Origin of the sequence: Vibrio sp. 661 (genome assembly GCF_033339315.1) — a bacterium.
Taxonomy (GTDB): Bacteria; Pseudomonadota; Gammaproteobacteria; order Enterobacterales; family Vibrionaceae; genus Vibrio; species Vibrio alginolyticus.
In genome coordinates this window covers 517,725-536,081 of record NZ_JAWOUJ010000001.1, presented here as the reverse complement: position 1 = coordinate 536,081, position 18,357 = coordinate 517,725, and the positions used below count along the sequence as shown (strand labels likewise).

Below are 18,357 nucleotides of genomic sequence, written 5' to 3'. Positions count from 1 at the left end.
AAGGATTATTAATGAAGGCATTCATCAAATTCATGAGTGTAGCGTTGTTGCTATTTAGCACTTTGGTCAACGCTGACTCAAACGAGGAAGATTACTTACTCGATACTGGCGATACCATTTCCGTGCAGGTCTATGGTGAAGAAGATCTTACGATTAAAAATATTCTAATAACGTCAGATGGCTACTTTGATTACCCCTACCTTGGCCGAATTAAAGCAATCAAAAAAACACCAAAACAACTCAAGTACGAAATAGAAACGGGCTTAAAAGGCGATTATCTCATCAATCCAAAAGTGATGGTCACCATCAATAACTTTCGTCTGTTTTACGTTAATGGCGAAGTCAGGAAACCTGGTGGATTTGAGTACCGTCCAGGGTTAACCATAGAGAAGGCCATCGCTCTAGCAGGTGGCTTGACCGACAGAGCCTCACGCAAAGGCATTAACCTCACCAAGCATAAAACAGGTCAAACGATGGAGGGGGTCAGTATGCACCGCAACGTTGAACCTGGTGACATTGTATTTATTGACCAGAGCTTCTTTTAAGTGACAGGGAATCAAATGAACGGGACTCATCCAAATAATCTCCAGATGAACAAAGTAGAACTGATTCGTTTTGGCCATCACTTCAAAGCGATTAAAAAGAATTGGCTAAGCATCGCAGCATTCACGCTTCTGTTCTCATTAACTTGTACTTGGTATATCTACTCCAAAGCATCGATATACCAAGCTACAGCTACGCTACTCATCCAAGAGGAGCAAAAAAGCGCCCTTTCAATCGAGGAAGTATATGGCGTCGACACGACAAAAAAAGAGTACTTTCAAACGCAAATCGCCATTTTAAAATCGAATCATATTGCAGATAAGGTCATTAGGGAGCTGAACCTCACCCAATTACCTGAATTCACAAGCTCAGGGGAGTTAAATAAAAAAATCGACCAAATAAAGTCGATTCCTTTTGTTCAAGACCTACTGAATGTGGCACCAAGCCCAAAAGAAACCGCACAGTTTTCAGAGTCCTATTATCAGGCACTTCAAGCTTTCAGAAGTAAACTCGATATTGAGCCAGTACGTAACACCCAATTAGTCAGAATTCGCTTTCGTTCTACCGATCCTAAGCTTGCTACGACAATCGCCAACGCGGTCGGCCAAGCCTATATTGACGCAAATTTTGAAGCCAAATTGGTCGTTACACAAAATGCGGCTACTTGGTTGACAAATAACTCTCAAAAATTGGAGGAGCGATTACGTAACTCGGAGCAAGCGCTGCAAGAATTCTTGTTAAAAGAAGGGTTGATCGATATAAACGGTATTGATGAAATTTACGCAAATGAGCTAGAAGAACTCACTCGCAAGCTGAATATCGCTGTTAATAAGCGTATTGAAGCGCAGACGTTAATCCAACTGTTACGACGTAAATCTTCGCAAAGTTTAGACAGCTTGTTGTCAATTGATGAATTCGCTAATCAAGCGCAAATCCGCGATCTAAAATTGTCGGAAGCACAGGCAGCCAAAAATCTCTCTGAACTGGCACAGCGCTACGGACCTAAACATGACCGAATGATTCAGGCGAAAGCACAGCTTGCTGAAATTCAATCAAGAACCCAGCAACTCATCCGTGACATTTCTTTCAGTAAGCAACAAGACCTTCTTGCTGCAAAAGCGCAAGAGGACATGCTTCGAGCAGAACTCGATAACAAAAAGTCAGACTTCCAATCGTTAGGGTCACAAAAAGCGCGTTACGAACAGTTAAAACGCGAGGTTGAATCTAATAAGGCACTCTATGAAGCGTTCTTAAATCGTGAGAAAGAGACCAACGCCACCAGCGACTACAAGAATGTCACTGCTCGCTTTACTGATAAAGCCATCATTCCTCTATTCCCGGTGGCACCACAACGAATCAAACTGGTACTGATTGCCACCTTTTTTGGCTTTGCCATTGCTTGCGCTCTAGTCATCATCTTAGAAACGATGCGAGAAGTTATCCGAAGCACAGCCGATGTGCAGGAAAAACTTGGTGTTACGTGTTTAGGTGTGATTCCTATGGTCAAAAAACGCAATTTGCGTAAAAACGGCGTCAGTTATACCGCGTATTTAGATGATGAAGAAAAGCTATTTAGTGAAGCTTGCCGCTCCGTCAGAACCTCGCTTCTGCTCAGATTAACCAACACGAAGCAAAAGATATTGCCCTTTACCTCTGCTATTCCAGAAGAAGGAAAAACATCGACCAGTATCAATATGGCGGTGTCGTTTTCAAAAATGGAAAAGGTGTTGATCATCGACTGCGATTTACGTCGACCTTCCATCGCAAAGCGATTCGGTATTGCTGAATCAAGCCCTGGCTTAACGCATATCCTGACGATGGATACGCCAATCAAAGATTGTATTACACATATAAAAGAAGCCAACTTAGATGTATTACCGGCCGGCCTAATTCCGCCAAACCCACAGGAATTACTGGCTTCTGATCGCTTTAAAAAGTTGCTCGAACATTTTCAAAATAAGTATGACCGGATCATTATCGATACACCGCCCCTACTGTCAGTGAGTGACGCACTTATTCTTGGTCAATATGCCAATGGTCTGATTACCGTCATTCGCTCAGAATCAACAAAATCATCACTGGTTAACCTTGCGTTATCTAAACAAATACAACACTCAGTTCCATCTCTTGGCGTCTTAATCACACAAGCCAAGGCCAAGGAAGGAGAGACGCTTTATGTCCAGAAATACGCCTACTAACGTAAACCTATCTTGGTACCAAACGTTGAAAAGCCAAGAACAACCGGTATTGATCTATCAAATGGGCAAAGTAGGTTCGAGTGCATTAGAGCATTCCATTCCTAACTCGATTCACTTGCACGACCTTATGACCGTCGATGCGCAAAAACAAATATCCCCCGTTAGAGCGCAATTACATAAACCTCAGATCAATGCTTTAAAGCGACGACTAAAGCGTATAACGATGAGCCATATGTTAAAGCGCAAAAAAAAAGTTCGAATTATCTCGCTGGTGCGTGAACCGATCGGACGAAATGTCTCAATGTTCTTTCAAGCACTTCCTTTTTGGATGGCGGACAAATATCTAAAGGATGACAGCGCAATACGTACCGAACGACCGCAATTACTCCAAGAAGCATTTGATAAGCACATGAATCATCAATATGCGCTGCAGTGGTTTGACAACGAGATCAAACAACTAACAGGGATTGATGTGTTTAACGAGTCTTTTAATCACGAAGTAGGCTATCAAACATACCATAACAATAACTTCTCACTGTTGGTCATTCGAAGTGACAAGCTAACGAAGGCTAACTCCGCAGTTGAAGACTTTTTAGGTTACCCCGTGGATGTTGTTTATGAAAATCAATCAGACAACAAATGGTACTCGCCACTAATGAAAGAATTCAAAACGCAATTTCAACCTACACCCGAGTACGTTGAAGAAATGCTGAATTCTAAATTGACGAAGCACTTTTTCTCAAATGCAGAAATCACCGACCTTAAACAGCAATATCTGACCAATTAATCATGAAAACCAAGATTCTACATATTATTAATGATCTTTCTCAGAACGGCGGTGCTCAGAAGTTCTTAGTCGACCTTGTTTTAGAACATAAGCCTGAATACGAAATCAAAATTTTGGTCTTGTGTGATGAAAATGATTACTTACCAATGCTATCCGCCCAAGGGATAGATTGTTTTAACTGGCGCACTTTGTCATTGAGTGAGAAATTCTCTTTGCTGCGTTGGCCGGATGTCGTTCACGGGCACCTCTACCCTTCCATTTACCTAGCGCTATTGGCGGTAGGTAAAAAACGAATCCAGACTGAGCACTGTTCTTATAACCGTCGACGTGACTATCCGCTGTTTAAGTTCATGGAATACGTCTTGTATTGGGGCCACGACTTGACGGTCAGTATTAGTGAAAAAGTACAAGATGAACTGGTGAAGTTCATGCCTCGCTACCAACACAAATATCACGTGGTGCACAATGGCGTTGATTTAAAAAGGTTTTCTATGACACCAAGATTCGCCAGCCACCTAATCGACAAACCAGTTATCAAGATTGGAATGGTGGGCCGACTTCACCAACATAAAGATCATGAAACGCTTATCCAAGCACTTATCCATTTACCAAGACGATACGAACTCCACCTTGCGGGAGATGGAGAAAAAAAATCGTCACTGCAAGAATTGGCAACAAAAATCAACGTCGCGCAACGTGTTCACTTTCATGGCGTAGTTTCAGACGTTCCAGCCTTTTTGAACGACATGGATATTTACGTGCAATCGTCGCACGTCGAAGGCTTTGGTTTGGCAGCGGTTGAGGCAATGGCAGCAGGCTTACCCGTACTATCGTCGGACGTACCTGGTTTGGATGACGTCACCGGACGTGCCGAATATTTATTTCAAGTTGGTAACGCCACTGAACTGAGCCAAAAAGTGCTCCAGCTGTGTGAAAGTGTTGAGCGGTATGACGCTGCAAGTCAATACTCAGTCAATAGGGCCTCTCTCTACACCATCGATAAATTTCGTGAAGGTTACTATGGAATCTACCAGCAGCTTTGCGCCAACAAATAATTCCGCGCCATCGAGCCATCGCGCCTCATTGCTTGCAGCATGCCTATTAGCATTGTTCTTTATTCCTATGAAGTTTCGTGCTGGAGGAATAGCGCTAGCCCCGTCTGACATCGCAAGCCTTTTGTCCATTGGTTTTACTGCATTAGTGGTATTGGAAGGAAAAGCTGAAAAACTCATGCATCCCTGTATGGGGTTCCTCATATTGTTCACTGGGTATGTGTTCATAAATGGTCTGCTAAATCGCGTCCCTTTAATGCCGCTAGTTATAGAAACTGTGCAATGGTTAGCGATCTTGTGCCTACTGAGCCTAATGTACGCCTATGGCGTGTTTGATGACGAACGGATAATGGTTTATTTCACGTATTTGTTGTTTTTCATCTGTACGCTCGTTGCCTTATGGCACTTTGCTCAGGGCTATCAAAGCGGGTTTAAGTTACTCGGGGTAAGTAAATACGGGTTCGGTGTACTGTGCTCACTACTGTACCTTTATCGAGATAAAATTCGCGCTTTCCACCTTTTGATGCTCGTAGCTTTAGTATTACTGGTGTTGTCACAAGAAAGAAAAGCGCTACTTGGTTTTTGTCTGCTTTTCTTCTTTGACCAACTGCTCGTAAAAAACTTAATGAGAAAATCGCTCAGCGAAACGTACACGTGGACAATTTTATTAGCCTTGAGCTTCATTGTGTTTACTGCCGTCACAACCACACTCTACGTTGGGTTTGAAACGCTAGCAGACACATTGGAAATAACCCAAGAAGACGTCTTATTTGCCAACCAAAGTGAAGCGCGCTGGGTATCGAATCTTCATAGAAAACTTTTACTTGCCAATGGGCTAGATATTTTACTTCAACACCCAGTGTTAGGTGTCGGCGCGAAAATGTTACCCAACTTTATGATCAGTTACTTTAATTATGATGAGCTGGCGATCTACACCCACAACTTTGTGTTAGATACCGCAATTGAATACGGATTGCTTGGTATCGGTCTGCTGTTTGGTGGTTATTTTCTTTTTATTCGCTTTTGCTTCCGTAGTCTTAATGAAAACAGAAAAAGCCTATTACTTGCGATATACGCCCTCATCATGGTGTTTTTCGTTGCGGTAAACACCACCATAATTTTAATACTCTTGTTACCCGTCATGATCAGCATGAGCAAGGACTCAAGGGCCATTGCTCATACTTTTCCGGTAAACCATCACCACGAATATGAATAATCAAGGATAGGATAGATGAAGTATTCAATCTCTCGACAATTTGAAAAGAACCGAGAACTCCAAGCTGATAATTTTGTTTTAGTTTACCAAATGGGCAAAGTTGGCTCCTCATCAATTGAGCACACGCTAGGGGAGAAAAATATCCCGAGCTATCACATCCACACCTTTGATGATCACGAAGAATTTCACATGTATCACAATAAAAAAGACGTGAGTAAATTCTTCGACTTCCGAAACCGCGCACTCTATCGCTTAGTGCTCAAGCAGCGAAAACGTATCTTACAAAAACGCGAGCAGATTAAAATCGTTACGCTGGTCCGCGATCCAATCGCAACTGTCTTTTCTCGTTTCTTTCAAGACCTCCATTTGCAATTTATCGAAGGCAAAAAGAATGATGCAATTCACCGAGATATGGAAGTCACGTATCAGCACCTCGAGCATTGCTTTGATAACTATATCAATCTCAACTATTTTGCGGACTGGTTCGACAACGAGTTAAAGCGTAATTTCAATATCGATGTGATGCGCCAAGAGCTGGACAACACTCAACCTTTCTTCACATTCCAGAACGATCAGGCCAACGTCATGCTAATCAAATGCGAACAGCTCAGTTCGCTTGATAAAGAAATCGGTGAGTTTCTTGAGTTGCAAGACTTCGTACTGAAAAACAGCAACGAAGCGAAAAACAAGTGGTACTCCAATATCCACCAACACTTTAAGAATCACTACGACTTCTCAAAACTGTTCTATATGTACGATCTTCCCTTGTATCGCCACGTTTATTCAGAGCAAGAGCGTGATGCTTTTAAACACAAATGGATGCAAACACCAGGGACAAAATCATCATGAAGAAAGTACTCCATGTTACAGAAGCGTTTGGAGGTGGCGTTCAAACCGCCCTCTATAGTTATGTTCACTCATCCAGAGACGAGCCTTATCAACATTTCTTGCTAGCCAGAGCCCGAGAAAACGACTTGACCAATGAGAACAACCACCACATTTTCGTACAGACAAAGTGGGTAGAAGGCGGCTTGCTTCAATTTATTCGCGATGCAAACCACATGATTGCATCACTTGCTCCCGACGTCGTGCATTTGCACTCGAGTAAAGCGGGATTTCTCGGCCGATTTCTAAAGCTTGGCAAGGCACGCTTGGTTTACACACCGCACTGTTATGCCTTCGAACGTGAAGATATCTCAGAGCTTGCACGCCAGATCTATAAAGCACTAGAGAAAGTAAAACTGAGCAAAATTGATGTGGTTGCAGGCTGTAGCCAACGAGAGTGTGACCTAGCCATTAGCATTGGTGCGAAACATGCCGAACTGCTCAACAACTACGTATCTTATCAAAGTGAAGATCGTATAGAGCGAGACAAGCAAGAAGCGCTGAAGCTCGTTGTACTTGGTCGTGTCGCGCCCCAAAAAGATCCTCTGTTTCTTATCAGCACATTGCAGTTCCTTAATCGGTATGCGCTTAACCGCCCGATAGAGATCACATGGATAGGTGGCGGTGACCAAGTACTCGAACAGAAATTACGTACTGAAAATGTGGATGTAACGGGTATGCTGCCTCGCGATGAGGTAGTTGAAAAGCTCAAAGGTTCAGACCTTTATCTACATACTGCAGCATGGGAAGGGATGCCGTTAACCATTCTAGAAGCATCCAAGTTACATCTTCCTATGGTTATTCGGACCATCGGCGCAACCAAAGATCTCAACTACCCGTTTTTAGCGCTCACACCTGAAGAAATGGCCAAGCAGATCGCGCATTGTGTCAATCATTATGAAGAGATCGATTTTCGCCAATATACAGCAGAATTAAACGATGCCTTCAGTGAAGAAAAACAGCGCCTAGCACTCAATAAACTATACGGTTAAATGCCCCTATGTTTCACACTGTTCAACAAAAATTACTGTTGATGCCCAGCGGTAAAAAAAGCTTGTTATCTACTGGATTAAAAACCGCAATCACGCGTGTGTTGAGTGCGCTATTTGCTTTTTTACTGACTCTGATTGTATCGAAGACCAGTGACGCTTCGACGGCCGGTCAATTTTTCTTTTTATTCAACCTAGTCTCGCTACTCGCTATCGTTTCTCAGCTAGGTTTTGATGTCTCGTTAGTTCGTTACAATGCGATCGCTTTTAATAACAAAGAGAAGCTTGAACAAAGCCAAAACTATAAAACCGCACTTTATCGAAGTATGGCATTTTGCTTGCTCGCCATAGGCGTTTTGTTGGCAGGGTTTAATCTGTTTCCAGAACAGCTAAACCAGACTCAATCACCAATGTATGCGATTACTTTATGCTTGCTTTGCATACCTTTCTTGGTGCTTGCGCAAACCAACAGTCGGGTGCTTCAAGCATGTAGAAAAGTCGTATCATCTCTGTTTGCGTTGCAGCTTGGGGTAAGCATGTTGATGGTCATTTTTGTCTTTGCCCTAGACTATATCGGTCAGCAAAATATCAACAATCTAATGACCGCACTGCTTTTAGCGAGCATAGGTGTCGCGGTCATATCTAGTGCCAATTGGCTTGGCTCAGATCAATATCAAACATCGGCTTTCGTACCAAACAAAAAAATGGTCGCTTCTGCCAAGCAAGTCTGGGTTGGCAGTATCTTCACGAATGTTCTTCAATGGGGAAGCCTTGTTATTGCGGGCTTTTTTATCTCAACAGCGGAAATCGGTTTGTTAGCCGCAGCCCAACGCACATCACTACTGATTGGCTTTGTGCTGATTACCATTAACTTTGTGGTCGCCCCGATGTTTGCCTCTCTCTACAAAGAGCGTCAAATGCGCAAACTGCAGAACCTGAGCCGCTTGGCGTGCCGAGCCAATGTTGGTTTAGCGATTGTACCCGTAATTATTTGCACCCTCTTCCCCGAGTTTGTAATGCAGTTTTTTGGTGAGGAGTTTCTCGCCGCGGCACCACTATTAGTCGTCCTTTCTCTGGGGCAGTTAGTCAATGTTGCGACTGGTTCAGTAGGTTTTTTATTATTAATGAGTGGTCATGAGAGAACCATGAAATACATTACAATTTCCTCCGGTACGGTGTCCATCTGCCTACTTGTTACGCTTTGTCAAATGTTTGGTGTGATTGGTGCAGCGTGGGCAATGGCAATTGGCATGGCTATCCAGAATTTAGCTGCACTGTACTTTGTAAAACGTTACTTAGGCTTCTTTCCAATAGGTTAATTATGGCTTTAATACTGGCACGCACGAGTTTTGTTTTAGTCCTGATGCTAACCGCTTCACTCTCTTTGTGGAAAAGCTCTGACCTACACCATACTGCTTACCTGCAAATGGAAACCTACTTAGGCGGTTCGAGTACGCTTCACTTTACTTTCAGTTTATTGATCGGCTTTTTATCGGTCTTCACGTTCCCTTCTCTGGTGAGCTCGAATAAAACCGACGTATTTGGGATTCGTCTTTTGCTACTGCTGTTGGCTATCGTTTCAATGGAAGAAATAAGCCAACTTTTTATTCCAAATCGATCATTTAGTTTTGATGATCTCAGCACCAACTGGATAGGCGTTATCTCAGGTTACTTTAGTGCCAAGTTAATTCGCTTCATCCGCACTCGATCGTTCTAGTAATACAGGAATCTCTGGGGGGATTTGGGTATATAATTACGCCAAACAACCAGACTAACGAGTACATCATGCCATCTCATCCAACCAAGATTACTTTTTTTGAATTCTTAACCCCGTTGATCACGTCAGGCAAAAAGACGATAACGATTCGAGATGAATCAGAAAGCCATTACGTTCCCAATACAGAAGTCGAAGTTTTTACCTTAGAAACGGATCGTAAAGTCTGCGATATCAAGATACGTTCTGTAGAACCACTTCACTTTGAAGATATTAATGAGTTTCATGCAGAACAAGAAGCCATCGAACTACCAAAACTCAAGCAGTTAATTCGAGAAATCTACCCAAATACCGACACGCTCTTTGTTATTGAGTATGAGCTGATTAAATAACCCACAACAAACACTAGACGACTGGTCTAATTCATTCTATAGTACACTCCATGAACGCAAAGACGAATGACACACGCCAACATATTCTCGACGTCGGATACGAGTTGATCGTAAACCGAGGGTTCACGAGTGTTGGTCTTTCAGAGCTATTAAAAAAGGCCGCAGTGCCAAAAGGCTCGTTTTATCATTACTTCAAGTCCAAAGAACAATTTGGTGAAGCGATGATTCAAGACTACTTTACTAAGTATTTTGAGCGTTTAAACGCACGCTTTACCAATACTGAACTGAGTGGCTACCAACGCCTAATGAGCTATTTCGAAGAAATGGTCAAAGTAGAAGACGACGTGTGTAATGCGAACAAATGTTTATTGGTTAAGTTAAGTGCAGAAGTCTCCGATCTCTCTGAGTCAATGCGCTTGGCATTACGCCAAGGAGCAGACAAAACCATTCAAGCGATAGCGGATTGCATAGACATCGGCATTCAAGATGGCTCAATCCCCAATGGTGACAGTGCGTTATTAGCAAGGCAGATATACTACCTTTGGAATGGCGCTAGCTTGCTGAACAAACTTTATCAAGATCAGGCAGCATTGACGCAAAGTCTGACCTATACTCAACACTTACTGCAGAATACGCGCACTTGTCCATAACAGGCGGCGTGGAAGCAGAATGAACACCCTACACACGTTTCACTGTCAGAAAAAGCATCAGTGTTAACACAGTAAACCTTCCCGCTTTACATAAGCGGGATATTTTGAAACAAATACTAGACGACCGGTCTAATCAACAAGTGAGATAGATATGACTAACGCAACAAATCGCAGAATAGTACTCGCGTCACGTCCCCATGGTGCACCGACACAAGAAAACTTTCGTTTAGAAGAGGTAACGAAACCGACTCCGAAAGAGGGTGAAATGCTATTGAGAACGGTTTATTTATCTCTAGATCCATACATGCGTGGTCGCATGAGTGATGCCGAATCATACGCTGACCCTGTTGCAATTGATGACGTAATGGTCGGTGGTACAGTTTGTCAGGTAGAAGCATCAAACCACCCAGATTACGAAGCAGGTGAATGGGTTCTTGTCTACACTGTTGGCTGGCAAGACTACGCTATCTCAACTGGTGAGATGGTCATTAAACTTGGTAAAGAGCCGAAAAATCCTTCTTACGCGCTAGGCGTTGCAGGTATGCCAGGATTTACCGCGTACATGGGTTTACTCGACATTGGTCAGCCAAAACCAGGGGAAACCATCGTGGTAGCAGCTGCTACGGGGCCTGTAGGCGCAACAGTTGGTCAAATTGGTAAAATCAAAGGTTGCCGAGTTGTTGGTATAGCAGGCGGAGAAGAAAAATGCCGTTACGCTAAAGAGGTGCTTGGTTTCGATGAGTGTATTGATCACAAAGCTGAAGACTTTGCAGAACAACTGAAAAATGCCTGTGACAAAGGTATCGATGTTTACTTCGAAAACGTAGGTGGCAAAGTATTCGAGGCTGTAATGCCACTTCTGAATACAAATGCGCGTATCCCACTTTGTGGTTTGATTTCTCAGTACAACGCGACAGAGCTGCCTGAAGGTACCGACCATCTTCCATTACTAATGGGTAAGCTCCTGACCAAACGAATCAAGGTGCAGGGCTTCATCATTTTTGATGATTACGGACATCGTTACGGTGAATTTGCGCAAGATATTAATCAATGGTTGGCAGAAGGAAAGATCCAATACCGCGAACATCTAGTACAAGGACTGGATAATGCGCCAGAAGCATTCATCGGTCTGTTGGAAGGTAAGAATTTCGGCAAACTTGTAGTACAGATTAACGACCCATTATAAAAAGGGATATGTAAATGATTAAACTTCACCACCTCAATCAGTCTCGTTCAAAGCGCATCATTTGGTTACTTGAAGAGCTAGATGTAAATTACGAAATTGTACCCTATGTCCGTGATTCCGTGACCTTCATGGCACCGCCAGAACTAAAAAGTGTTCACCCATTAGGAAAGTCACCAGTTCTTGAAGATAACGGCGAGATTATCATTGAGTCAGGTGCAATGACCGAATATTTGATTGAGAAATACAGTGACGGAGCCTTTGCTCCTGAGCGCGGTACAAAAGCACACACAGAATATTTGCAATGGATGCACTTTGCAGAAAGCTCCGCAATTTTACCTATGCTGCTAAAAATCTTCGTAAGCAAAGAGCCAAATGAAACTCAGTTTTTATCAGGCTATGCCGACAAGGAAGCAATGAATGTACTAGGCTACTTCGAGCAATCCTTAGAAGGCAAAACTTACCTAGTAGAAGAGCGTCTGACTGGCGCTGACATCATGATGTCTTTCATTGTCGAATTGGTTCAAAAGTTTGGTTTAGTTAATCACTTCCCTAATATTGAACGTTATGGGAAACAGCTCGCGACACACCCAGCATTTGCAAAAGCTGAACAACTTGAAGTGGAGTACTCTTAATTACTTCCCCCCCTTTCGCCCCTTTGATGACACGTAAAACTTCATTTAAGGGGCGATATTACTAGCATCGCAGACACGCTAACTGGATAGCGCTCCCCCCAGTCAATCGCATTCGAGAACGTCGATTGTTATGTCAATCAAGCTAATGTAGTAAATTTCTGATTCTAATATAGTTTCGACCATAGTCACCATCTATTGAATTGATAAGCAATATCAGTTTTCTCCCCCAGCTTTTCCGTAATAACCTCCTCTACAGTTTCTAAGGTATTGAGCCCTGGAGGGGGAAGAAAAATGACAAACAAGAAATTGACTACAGCAGCAGGTTGCCCTGTCGCACATAACCAAAACGTTATGACTGCAGGTCCTCGTGGCCCTCAACTATTACAAGACGTTTGGTTCCTTGAAAAATTGGCACACTTTGACCGCGAAGTGATCCCTGAGCGTCGTATGCACGCAAAAGGTTCTGGTGCTTACGGTACGTTCACAGTAACGCACGACATCACAAAGTACACGCGCGCTAAGATCTTCTCTGACATCGGCAAAAAAACAGAACTATTCGCTCGCTTCACTACCGTAGCTGGTGAGCGCGGTGCAGCAGACGCAGAACGTGACATCCGTGGTTTCGCACTAAAATTCTACACTGAAGAAGGTAACTGGGACTTGGTTGGTAACAACACACCAGTATTCTTCCTACGTGACCCACTAAAATTCCCAGACCTAAACCACGCAGTAAAACGCGACCCTCGCACTAACATGCGTAGCTCTACCAACAACTGGGATTTCTGGACGTCATTACCTGAAGCATTCCACCAAGTGACTATCGTAATGAGTGACCGTGGTATCCCAGCTTCTTACCGTCATATGCATGGTTTTGGTAGCCACACATTCAGCTTCATCAACGCAGAAAACGAGCGTTACTGGGTGAAATTCCACTTCAAAACTCAACAAGGCATCAAGAACCTGACTGACCAAGAAGCAGAAGCAATCGTAGGTAAAGACCGCGAAAGCCATCACCGTGACCTTTACGAAGCGATTGAGCGTCAAGACTTCCCTAAATGGAAGATGTACGTACAGATCATGCCAGAGCTAGAAGCGGATGAAGTCAACTTCAACCCATTCGACCTAACACGTGTATGGTCTCAAAAAGACTACCCACTGATCCCAGTTGGTGAGTTTGAACTGAACCGTAACCCAGAAAACTTCTACGCAGAAGTTGAGCAATCAGCGTTCAACCCAGCTGCAGTCGTACCTGGTATCGGCTTCTCTCCAGATAAAATGCTACAAGGTCGTCTGTTCGCTTACGGCGATGCTCAGCGTTACCGTCTAGGTGTGAACCATCATCAAATCCCAGTGAACGCACCTCGTTGCCCTGTTCACAGCTACCACCGTGATGGCGCAATGCGCGTTGATGGCAACTTTGGTTCAACACTGGGTTACGAGCCAAACTACAAACAAGAATGGGCAGAGCAACCAGATTACTCTGAGCCACCTCTACGCATCAATGGCAACGCTGATCACTACGATCATCGTGTAGACGAAGACTACTTCAGCCAAGCGGGTGACCTATTCCGTCTGATGAGCGAAGAGCAACGTCAAACTCTGTTCGATAACACAGCTCGCGCAATGGACGGTGTGCCAGAGTTCATCCAACAGCGCCACGTTCAACACGCATACCAAGCGGACGAAGCGTACGGCAAAGGTCTTGAAATTGCACTAGGCTTAAACAAGTAAGCGAACGCTGCAATCATTACACTGCGTGATTTAAAGACGAAAAAGGAGGTACTCTACAGCACCTCCTGATTTCAAATCACTAATCCTTAATCACAAGTCACAAAACATGCTCAAGGTGATTCATTATGATTAACTTAGATTTCTTTAAGCTCTTTGATACCAAAGAACTGTTTATCTATTACTGATTCATCAACTACTGATTTTTAGCTACCGCTTTGATCAGTACTGATGTATCCATGCGACCTAAACCATCACGTTGAAGGTCTGCGTATTGCTCATCCACTTTCTTAGTCAGTGGAAGTTCTAGACCCACTCGCTCAGCTTCTTGCAGACAGAAACCTAAGTCTTTGCGCATCCAATCAATAGCGAAGCCAAAATCGAACTTGTCTTCAGCCATCGTATTTGCGCGGTTTTCCATCTGCCAAGAACCTGCAGCGCCATGCTTAAGTGTTTCTACAACTTGAGCGATGTCCAAGCCTGATTTTTGTGCCAGCAACAAAGCTTCACTCAGCCCTTGTAAAACGCCACCAATACAGATTTGGTTTACCATCTTACAGCGTTGACCCTGACCGTTTTCACCCAGTAGTGTCATCTGCTTCGCGTACACATCCATCGCCGGAGACACACGGTCAAAAATGCTTTGTTCACCACCACACATGATGGTTAGAACACCATTTTCTGCGCCCGCTTGACCACCAGAAACTGGCGCATCAATAAAGTGATTACCGTACTTAACACACGCTTCAGCCAGCTCAACCGCTAGGTCTGCAGAAGTTGTCGTGTGATCGACTAGCACTGCGTCCGCTTTCAAGCCGACCAGAATGCCCTCTTCACCGTAAACAACGCTACGAACGTCATCATCATTACCCACACAGGTAAAAACGATGTCACAGCCTTCCGCCGCTTCACGTGGTGTTTCACAAGCTACGCCTTGGTATTCTTCAGCCCATTTGTCGGCTTTCGCTTTTGTGCGGTTGTATACTTTGGTTTCAAAGCCCGCTTTACTTAGGTAACCAGCCATTGGGTATCCCATCACACCCAGACCAATAAATGCTACTCGTTGTTTTTCCATTGCACGCTTCCCTTAGTTCACCTGACTGAAATGTTTCGTAACATGCTACTAAAGAATTGAAATCATTACTCGTGATTTCTCTTTCCACGGTCTCGATGATCCAGTATTTCAGTTCGTTTATTGCGCCTTCTACACCCCTTTACTTGACGATTAGCATAACAGTCAAAGCACTTAAAAAGGTTTACTACTGCTTAGCGTGGAACATCGCTTGCCCACTCTTATCTTTGTTCGACCAGAAATTGATGTTGAACTGAGCATCATCGCTCATCTCAATGCGGTGCCAGTACTGCGGTGGACTTGTAGCAAACTGGCCTGCATTAATCACCACCACTACTTCTGCTTCTGTGGCATTTTCATCAGCAAAGCCGTAGTAGGTCACTTGCCCTTCCATGACGCACAGCTGTCCAAACACTCCCTCAGCAGTATTGTGATGAGTCAGCAGCGCTGGTGGCACATTGTCTTTAGTGAAGAAAGGCGTTGAACGTTGAACAGTCCAGTCTTTAGGAATTCGTAGATGCGACATAATGATACCCTCTCTAATTACAATTCTTTTCGTTTAAATCGGTTAAGCCTGACCGGCTTGAGACAACTCTCGAAGTAATGGAAATGCTTGCGTAACTTGTTCTCCCGTCACGACGAAGCCCATGAGTCGGCTATTTTCATCCTCTGCTTTCGCGGCAGTGCCAGTTTGAGAAATCTGCACGCTCCAATTCGTCACCGAACTAAAATCGCCTGCCAATTGAATTGGATAACTCGGTGTTTTGACCTTTACCATCATAGGCGGTAGTTTCAACTCTGCTTCTTGCCCTAGTAGCTGTTTGCCCAAAGCATTGGCACTTAGCACGATCGGTTGGAGATAAGGCATCATTCGACCTTGGATTTCAGCACAATCGCCTAATGCGAACACATTGGCTGCTGATGTCTGTAATCGGGCATTCACCTCAATGCCTTTATTGACACTCAACCCACAAGCCTTCGCTAACCAAGTGTTAGCACGTAAACCCGCCGCTGAAATCACTACATCAGCTTCAATTGCTTTACCTTGGCTCAAGCTTACCACCAGCGAATCATTTGAGTGATTAATCGCAGCAACTCCAGTCTCCAAGGCAAGTTGAATACCTTGCTGCTTAAGTTGGTTCTCCAGCGGCAATGCGACGAATTCAGGAATCAAGTTAGCGAGCAAACGGGGATTTGGCTCAACCACCGTAACCGCTTTACCACTGGTTGCGAGATCCATGGCGATCTCGACGCCGATCAAACCACCACCCATTACTAGAATTCGTTTCGCACGACTGATTTGCTCTTCCGCTAATTGATATTCTTGTAGCGAGTTCAGCGTTATCACCTCAGGTGCTGCATCACCAGATATTGGCGGCACAAAGGCTTTCGCGCCTGTCGCAAAGACCAGTTTGGAGTAAGGATAGGTTTGGCCGTTGGCTACCACTTGCTGGGCTTGCACGTCGACATGCTCAATCATGGTATGGGCGAACAGTTCGATGTTGTGTTCCTGTGCAAACGCCTCACCACTTTTAACCACTAAGTCTTGGGCAGTTTGTTTGTTACTGAATACATGACTCAAATCAGGCTTGTTGTATTCCGCGCCATCATCAGCAGTAAACACTTGCAGCGGAATATGTGCGTCCAATCGACGCACTGTTTTCACCAATTGGTAAGCCGCAAATCCGCTACCAATAATCACAATAGGTGCTTGCATATTCGCCCCCTTACCCGTTGTATTCGACAAAGACGTCTTTACCCAAATGGCATTCTGGGCACAAGAAGTAATCTGGCACTTCAGACCATGCCGTACCCGGCTCAACGCCTTGATTAGGCTCGCCTTTAGCTGGGTCGTACACCCAATTACAAACGGTGCATACCATGCATTGACAATCTGCGGGATGCGCCTCAGTGCTAGGAACAGCATCTACTACCGCCTGTGTTGTCGCTGGCGCAGCAGGTTGTGATTGAACTTGTGGTGCAGACGCAGCAATCGCCGGAGAAATAACAGGACTTGTCAGGCCATGCTTTGCCCACAATTTCGCGATGTTCTGACCATGTTCACGGCACTCACGCATCGCTTTACCATCTGGTCGCCATTTGGTTTTCAAGCTCACTGCGGTTTCAAAGCCTGCGTCGGTCAATCGAGCATGGATACGATCCACCGCACCACCGTTCCAACCGTAGCTACCGAATGCAGCGGCCTTCTTCGCCTTAAAGCGCAGACCGGTAATTTCTTCTAGCATGCCTGCGATTTTCGGCATCATGACGTTGTTCATGGTAGAAGAACCAACCAAGATGCCTTTTGAGCGGAACACATTGGCGAGAATTTCATTCTTATCATGCTTAGAGACATTAAAGACTTTGACCGCCACGCCAGGATCGACATCGTGAATACCCTGCGCGATTGCATCAGCCATCATTCGGGTGTTGTTTGACATAGAATCGTAGAAAATCGTAATGCGATCTTCTTGATAATTGTCTGCCCATGCTAAGTATTGCTCGATGATTTGAACTGGATTATCGCGCCATACAATACCGTGTGACGTAGCGATCATGTCGACAGGCAAATTAAAGCTCAGCACTTCTTTGATTTTTGCGGTTACCAAGCTGCTAAATGGCGTTAGGATGTTTGAGTAGTAACGCAAACACTGTTCCATCAACTCATTTTGATCCACTTCATCATTGAATAAGCGTTCATCGCAGTAGTGCTGACCAAATGCGTCGTTACTGAATAACACTGCATCGCCCGTTAGGTAAGTCATCATACTGTCCGGCCAATGCAGCATCGGCGCTTCCACGAAGACCAATTGCTTACCGTTACCAATATCAATGCTATCGCCCGTTTTTACGGTTTTGAAGTTCCACTCAGGATGGTGATGATGACCCACAATCGAATCAATCGCCGCTTCTGTACAGTAAATTGGCGTGTTCGGAATCTTCTCCATCAATGCCGACAATGCGCCTGAGTGATCTTCTTCAGCATGGTTTACTACGATAAAGTCGATAGACTTAAGGTCGATTTCCATTTCTAAATTTTGGATGAATTGTTGACTGAATCGATGATCGACCGTATCAATCAATACGGTTTTCTCTTCACGAATTAGATAACTGTTGTAGCTGGTACCTTTTGTCATTTTGTATTCTGTACCGTGGAAGTCTTGAACTTCCCAATCGCGTTGACCTACCCAGTGAATGTTGTTTTTTACGTGAATTGTCATAATTACTACCTTGAATGACGGGATAAACAAAAATAATTTCTTCTTGTATTGCACTGGGCGTGCCAACTTTTAATTACTATATATTTCAACAC

Annotated in this window: 18 protein-coding genes; 14 read left to right on the top strand and 4 right to left on the bottom strand. The window is 44.1% G+C overall.

Features of this window, described 5'->3' with window-relative positions; all coding sequences use genetic code 11:
- The first annotated feature begins 11 nt into the window (after positions 1 to 11).
- The 14 genes from R7P69_RS02470 to R7P69_RS02405 all read left to right on the top strand — a co-directional run bounded on the left by R7P69_RS02470 (position 12) and on the right by R7P69_RS02405 (position 13,975).
- On the top strand, positions 12 to 545 hold the full coding sequence (locus R7P69_RS02470; protein ID WP_005375265.1) for a polysaccharide biosynthesis/export family protein: 534 nt from the start codon (positions 12 to 14) through the stop codon (positions 543 to 545).
- Positions 546 to 560: 15 nt separating this feature from the next.
- Positions 561 to 2,741 carry a GumC family protein gene (locus R7P69_RS02465; RefSeq protein ID WP_238952512.1) on the top strand — a complete coding sequence of 727 codons (2,181 nt, stop codon included), beginning with the start codon at positions 561 to 563 and terminating at the stop codon, positions 2,739 to 2,741.
- Entirely contained in the window at positions 2,719 to 3,528 is an 810-nt protein-coding gene (locus R7P69_RS02460) for a putative capsular polysaccharide synthesis family protein (RefSeq protein ID WP_005375261.1), read from the top strand. The genes R7P69_RS02465 and R7P69_RS02460 overlap by 23 nt, the downstream gene beginning before the upstream one ends.
- A 2-nt stretch (positions 3,529 to 3,530) precedes the next feature.
- A complete protein-coding gene (locus R7P69_RS02455) occupies positions 3,531 to 4,583 on the top strand; it encodes a glycosyltransferase (RefSeq protein ID WP_238952511.1) in 1,053 nt (350 codons plus the stop codon).
- Positions 4,549 to 5,796: an O-antigen ligase family protein gene (locus R7P69_RS02450; protein ID WP_238952510.1), complete on the top strand. Its 1,248-nt coding sequence runs from the start codon at positions 4,549 to 4,551 to the stop codon at positions 5,794 to 5,796. Before R7P69_RS02455 ends, R7P69_RS02450 begins: the two co-directional genes overlap by 35 nt.
- Positions 5,797 to 5,811: 15 nt before the next feature.
- Positions 5,812 to 6,645 (top strand): putative capsular polysaccharide synthesis family protein, encoded by an 834-nt coding sequence (locus tag R7P69_RS02445; RefSeq protein WP_005375258.1) that lies wholly within the window; start codon positions 5,812 to 5,814, stop codon positions 6,643 to 6,645.
- Complete coding sequence (locus R7P69_RS02440) at positions 6,642 to 7,673, top strand: glycosyltransferase (protein ID WP_238952508.1); 1,032 nt, start codon at positions 6,642 to 6,644, stop codon at positions 7,671 to 7,673. The genes R7P69_RS02445 and R7P69_RS02440 overlap by 4 nt, the downstream gene beginning before the upstream one ends.
- 8 nt (positions 7,674 to 7,681) lie before the next feature.
- Positions 7,682 to 8,989 carry an oligosaccharide flippase family protein gene (locus R7P69_RS02435; RefSeq protein ID WP_213867405.1) on the top strand — a complete coding sequence of 436 codons (1,308 nt, stop codon included), beginning with the start codon at positions 7,682 to 7,684 and terminating at the stop codon, positions 8,987 to 8,989.
- Between the two features lie 2 nt (positions 8,990 to 8,991).
- Positions 8,992 to 9,387 carry a VanZ family protein gene (locus tag R7P69_RS02430; protein ID WP_053350073.1) on the top strand — a complete coding sequence of 132 codons (396 nt, stop codon included), beginning with the start codon at positions 8,992 to 8,994 and terminating at the stop codon, positions 9,385 to 9,387.
- Positions 9,388 to 9,455: 68 nt separating this feature from the next.
- A complete protein-coding gene (yqfB, locus tag R7P69_RS02425) occupies positions 9,456 to 9,776 on the top strand; it encodes a N(4)-acetylcytidine aminohydrolase (protein WP_005385855.1) in 321 nt (106 codons plus the stop codon).
- A 50-nt stretch (positions 9,777 to 9,826) separates the two neighbouring features.
- Positions 9,827 to 10,426 (top strand): TetR/AcrR family transcriptional regulator, encoded by a 600-nt coding sequence (locus R7P69_RS02420; protein WP_005385858.1) that lies wholly within the window; start codon positions 9,827 to 9,829, stop codon positions 10,424 to 10,426.
- Positions 10,427 to 10,577: 151 nt separating this feature from the next.
- Positions 10,578 to 11,612, top strand: coding sequence for an NADP-dependent oxidoreductase (locus R7P69_RS02415; protein ID WP_238952507.1), 1,035 nt, complete (start codon positions 10,578 to 10,580; stop codon positions 11,610 to 11,612).
- A gap of 14 nt (positions 11,613 to 11,626) precedes the next feature.
- Positions 11,627 to 12,244 (top strand): glutathione S-transferase family protein, encoded by a 618-nt coding sequence (locus tag R7P69_RS02410; RefSeq protein WP_222711954.1) that lies wholly within the window; start codon positions 11,627 to 11,629, stop codon positions 12,242 to 12,244.
- A 291-nt stretch (positions 12,245 to 12,535) separates the two neighbouring features.
- Entirely contained in the window at positions 12,536 to 13,975 is a 1,440-nt protein-coding gene (locus tag R7P69_RS02405; protein WP_017821260.1) for a catalase, read from the top strand.
- 193 nt (positions 13,976 to 14,168) lie between these two features.
- Here R7P69_RS02405 and R7P69_RS02400 read toward each other — a convergent pair whose 3' ends face one another.
- From R7P69_RS02400 to norV, 4 genes are all read right to left on the bottom strand, one after another.
- Positions 14,169 to 15,047: an NAD(P)-dependent oxidoreductase gene (locus tag R7P69_RS02400; protein ID WP_017821261.1), complete on the bottom strand. Its 879-nt coding sequence runs from the start codon at positions 15,045 to 15,047 to the stop codon at positions 14,169 to 14,171.
- Between the two features lie 184 nt (positions 15,048 to 15,231).
- Positions 15,232 to 15,570: a DUF1971 domain-containing protein gene (locus tag R7P69_RS02395; protein ID WP_005375231.1), complete on the bottom strand. Its 339-nt coding sequence runs from the start codon at positions 15,568 to 15,570 to the stop codon at positions 15,232 to 15,234.
- A 42-nt stretch (positions 15,571 to 15,612) separates the two neighbouring features.
- Complete coding sequence (gene norW / locus R7P69_RS02390; protein WP_238952506.1) at positions 15,613 to 16,761, bottom strand: NADH:flavorubredoxin reductase NorW; 1,149 nt, start codon at positions 16,759 to 16,761, stop codon at positions 15,613 to 15,615.
- A 10-nt stretch (positions 16,762 to 16,771) separates the two neighbouring features.
- Entirely contained in the window at positions 16,772 to 18,265 is a 1,494-nt protein-coding gene (gene norV, locus R7P69_RS02385) for an anaerobic nitric oxide reductase flavorubredoxin (protein ID WP_238952505.1), read from the bottom strand.
- Between the last annotated feature and the right edge of the window lie 92 nt (positions 18,266 to 18,357).

Coding starts and splice junctions, on each gene's coding strand:
- R7P69_RS02470 (WP_005375265.1), top strand. CDS start 12: ATGAAGGCATTCATCAAATTCATGAGTGTAGCGTTGTTGCTATTTAGC.
- R7P69_RS02465 (WP_238952512.1), top strand. CDS start 561: ATGAACGGGACTCATCCAAATAATCTCCAGATGAACAAAGTAGAACTG.
- R7P69_RS02460 (WP_005375261.1), top strand. CDS start 2,719: ATGTCCAGAAATACGCCTACTAACGTAAACCTATCTTGGTACCAAACG.
- R7P69_RS02455 (WP_238952511.1), top strand. CDS start 3,531: ATGAAAACCAAGATTCTACATATTATTAATGATCTTTCTCAGAACGGC.
- R7P69_RS02450 (WP_238952510.1), top strand. CDS start 4,549: ATGGAATCTACCAGCAGCTTTGCGCCAACAAATAATTCCGCGCCATCG.
- R7P69_RS02445 (WP_005375258.1), top strand. CDS start 5,812: ATGAAGTATTCAATCTCTCGACAATTTGAAAAGAACCGAGAACTCCAA.
- R7P69_RS02440 (WP_238952508.1), top strand. CDS start 6,642: ATGAAGAAAGTACTCCATGTTACAGAAGCGTTTGGAGGTGGCGTTCAA.
- R7P69_RS02435 (WP_213867405.1), top strand. CDS start 7,682: ATGTTTCACACTGTTCAACAAAAATTACTGTTGATGCCCAGCGGTAAA.
- R7P69_RS02430 (WP_053350073.1), top strand. CDS start 8,992: ATGGCTTTAATACTGGCACGCACGAGTTTTGTTTTAGTCCTGATGCTA.
- yqfB (WP_005385855.1), top strand. CDS start 9,456: ATGCCATCTCATCCAACCAAGATTACTTTTTTTGAATTCTTAACCCCG.
- R7P69_RS02420 (WP_005385858.1), top strand. CDS start 9,827: ATGAACGCAAAGACGAATGACACACGCCAACATATTCTCGACGTCGGA.
- R7P69_RS02415 (WP_238952507.1), top strand. CDS start 10,578: ATGACTAACGCAACAAATCGCAGAATAGTACTCGCGTCACGTCCCCAT.
- R7P69_RS02410 (WP_222711954.1), top strand. CDS start 11,627: ATGATTAAACTTCACCACCTCAATCAGTCTCGTTCAAAGCGCATCATT.
- R7P69_RS02405 (WP_017821260.1), top strand. CDS start 12,536: ATGACAAACAAGAAATTGACTACAGCAGCAGGTTGCCCTGTCGCACAT.
- R7P69_RS02400 (WP_017821261.1), bottom strand. CDS start 15,047: ATGGAAAAACAACGAGTAGCATTTATTGGTCTGGGTGTGATGGGATAC.
- R7P69_RS02395 (WP_005375231.1), bottom strand. CDS start 15,570: ATGTCGCATCTACGAATTCCTAAAGACTGGACTGTTCAACGTTCAACG.
- norW (WP_238952506.1), bottom strand. CDS start 16,761: ATGCAAGCACCTATTGTGATTATTGGTAGCGGATTTGCGGCTTACCAA.
- norV (WP_238952505.1), bottom strand. CDS start 18,265: ATGACAATTCACGTAAAAAACAACATTCACTGGGTAGGTCAACGCGAT.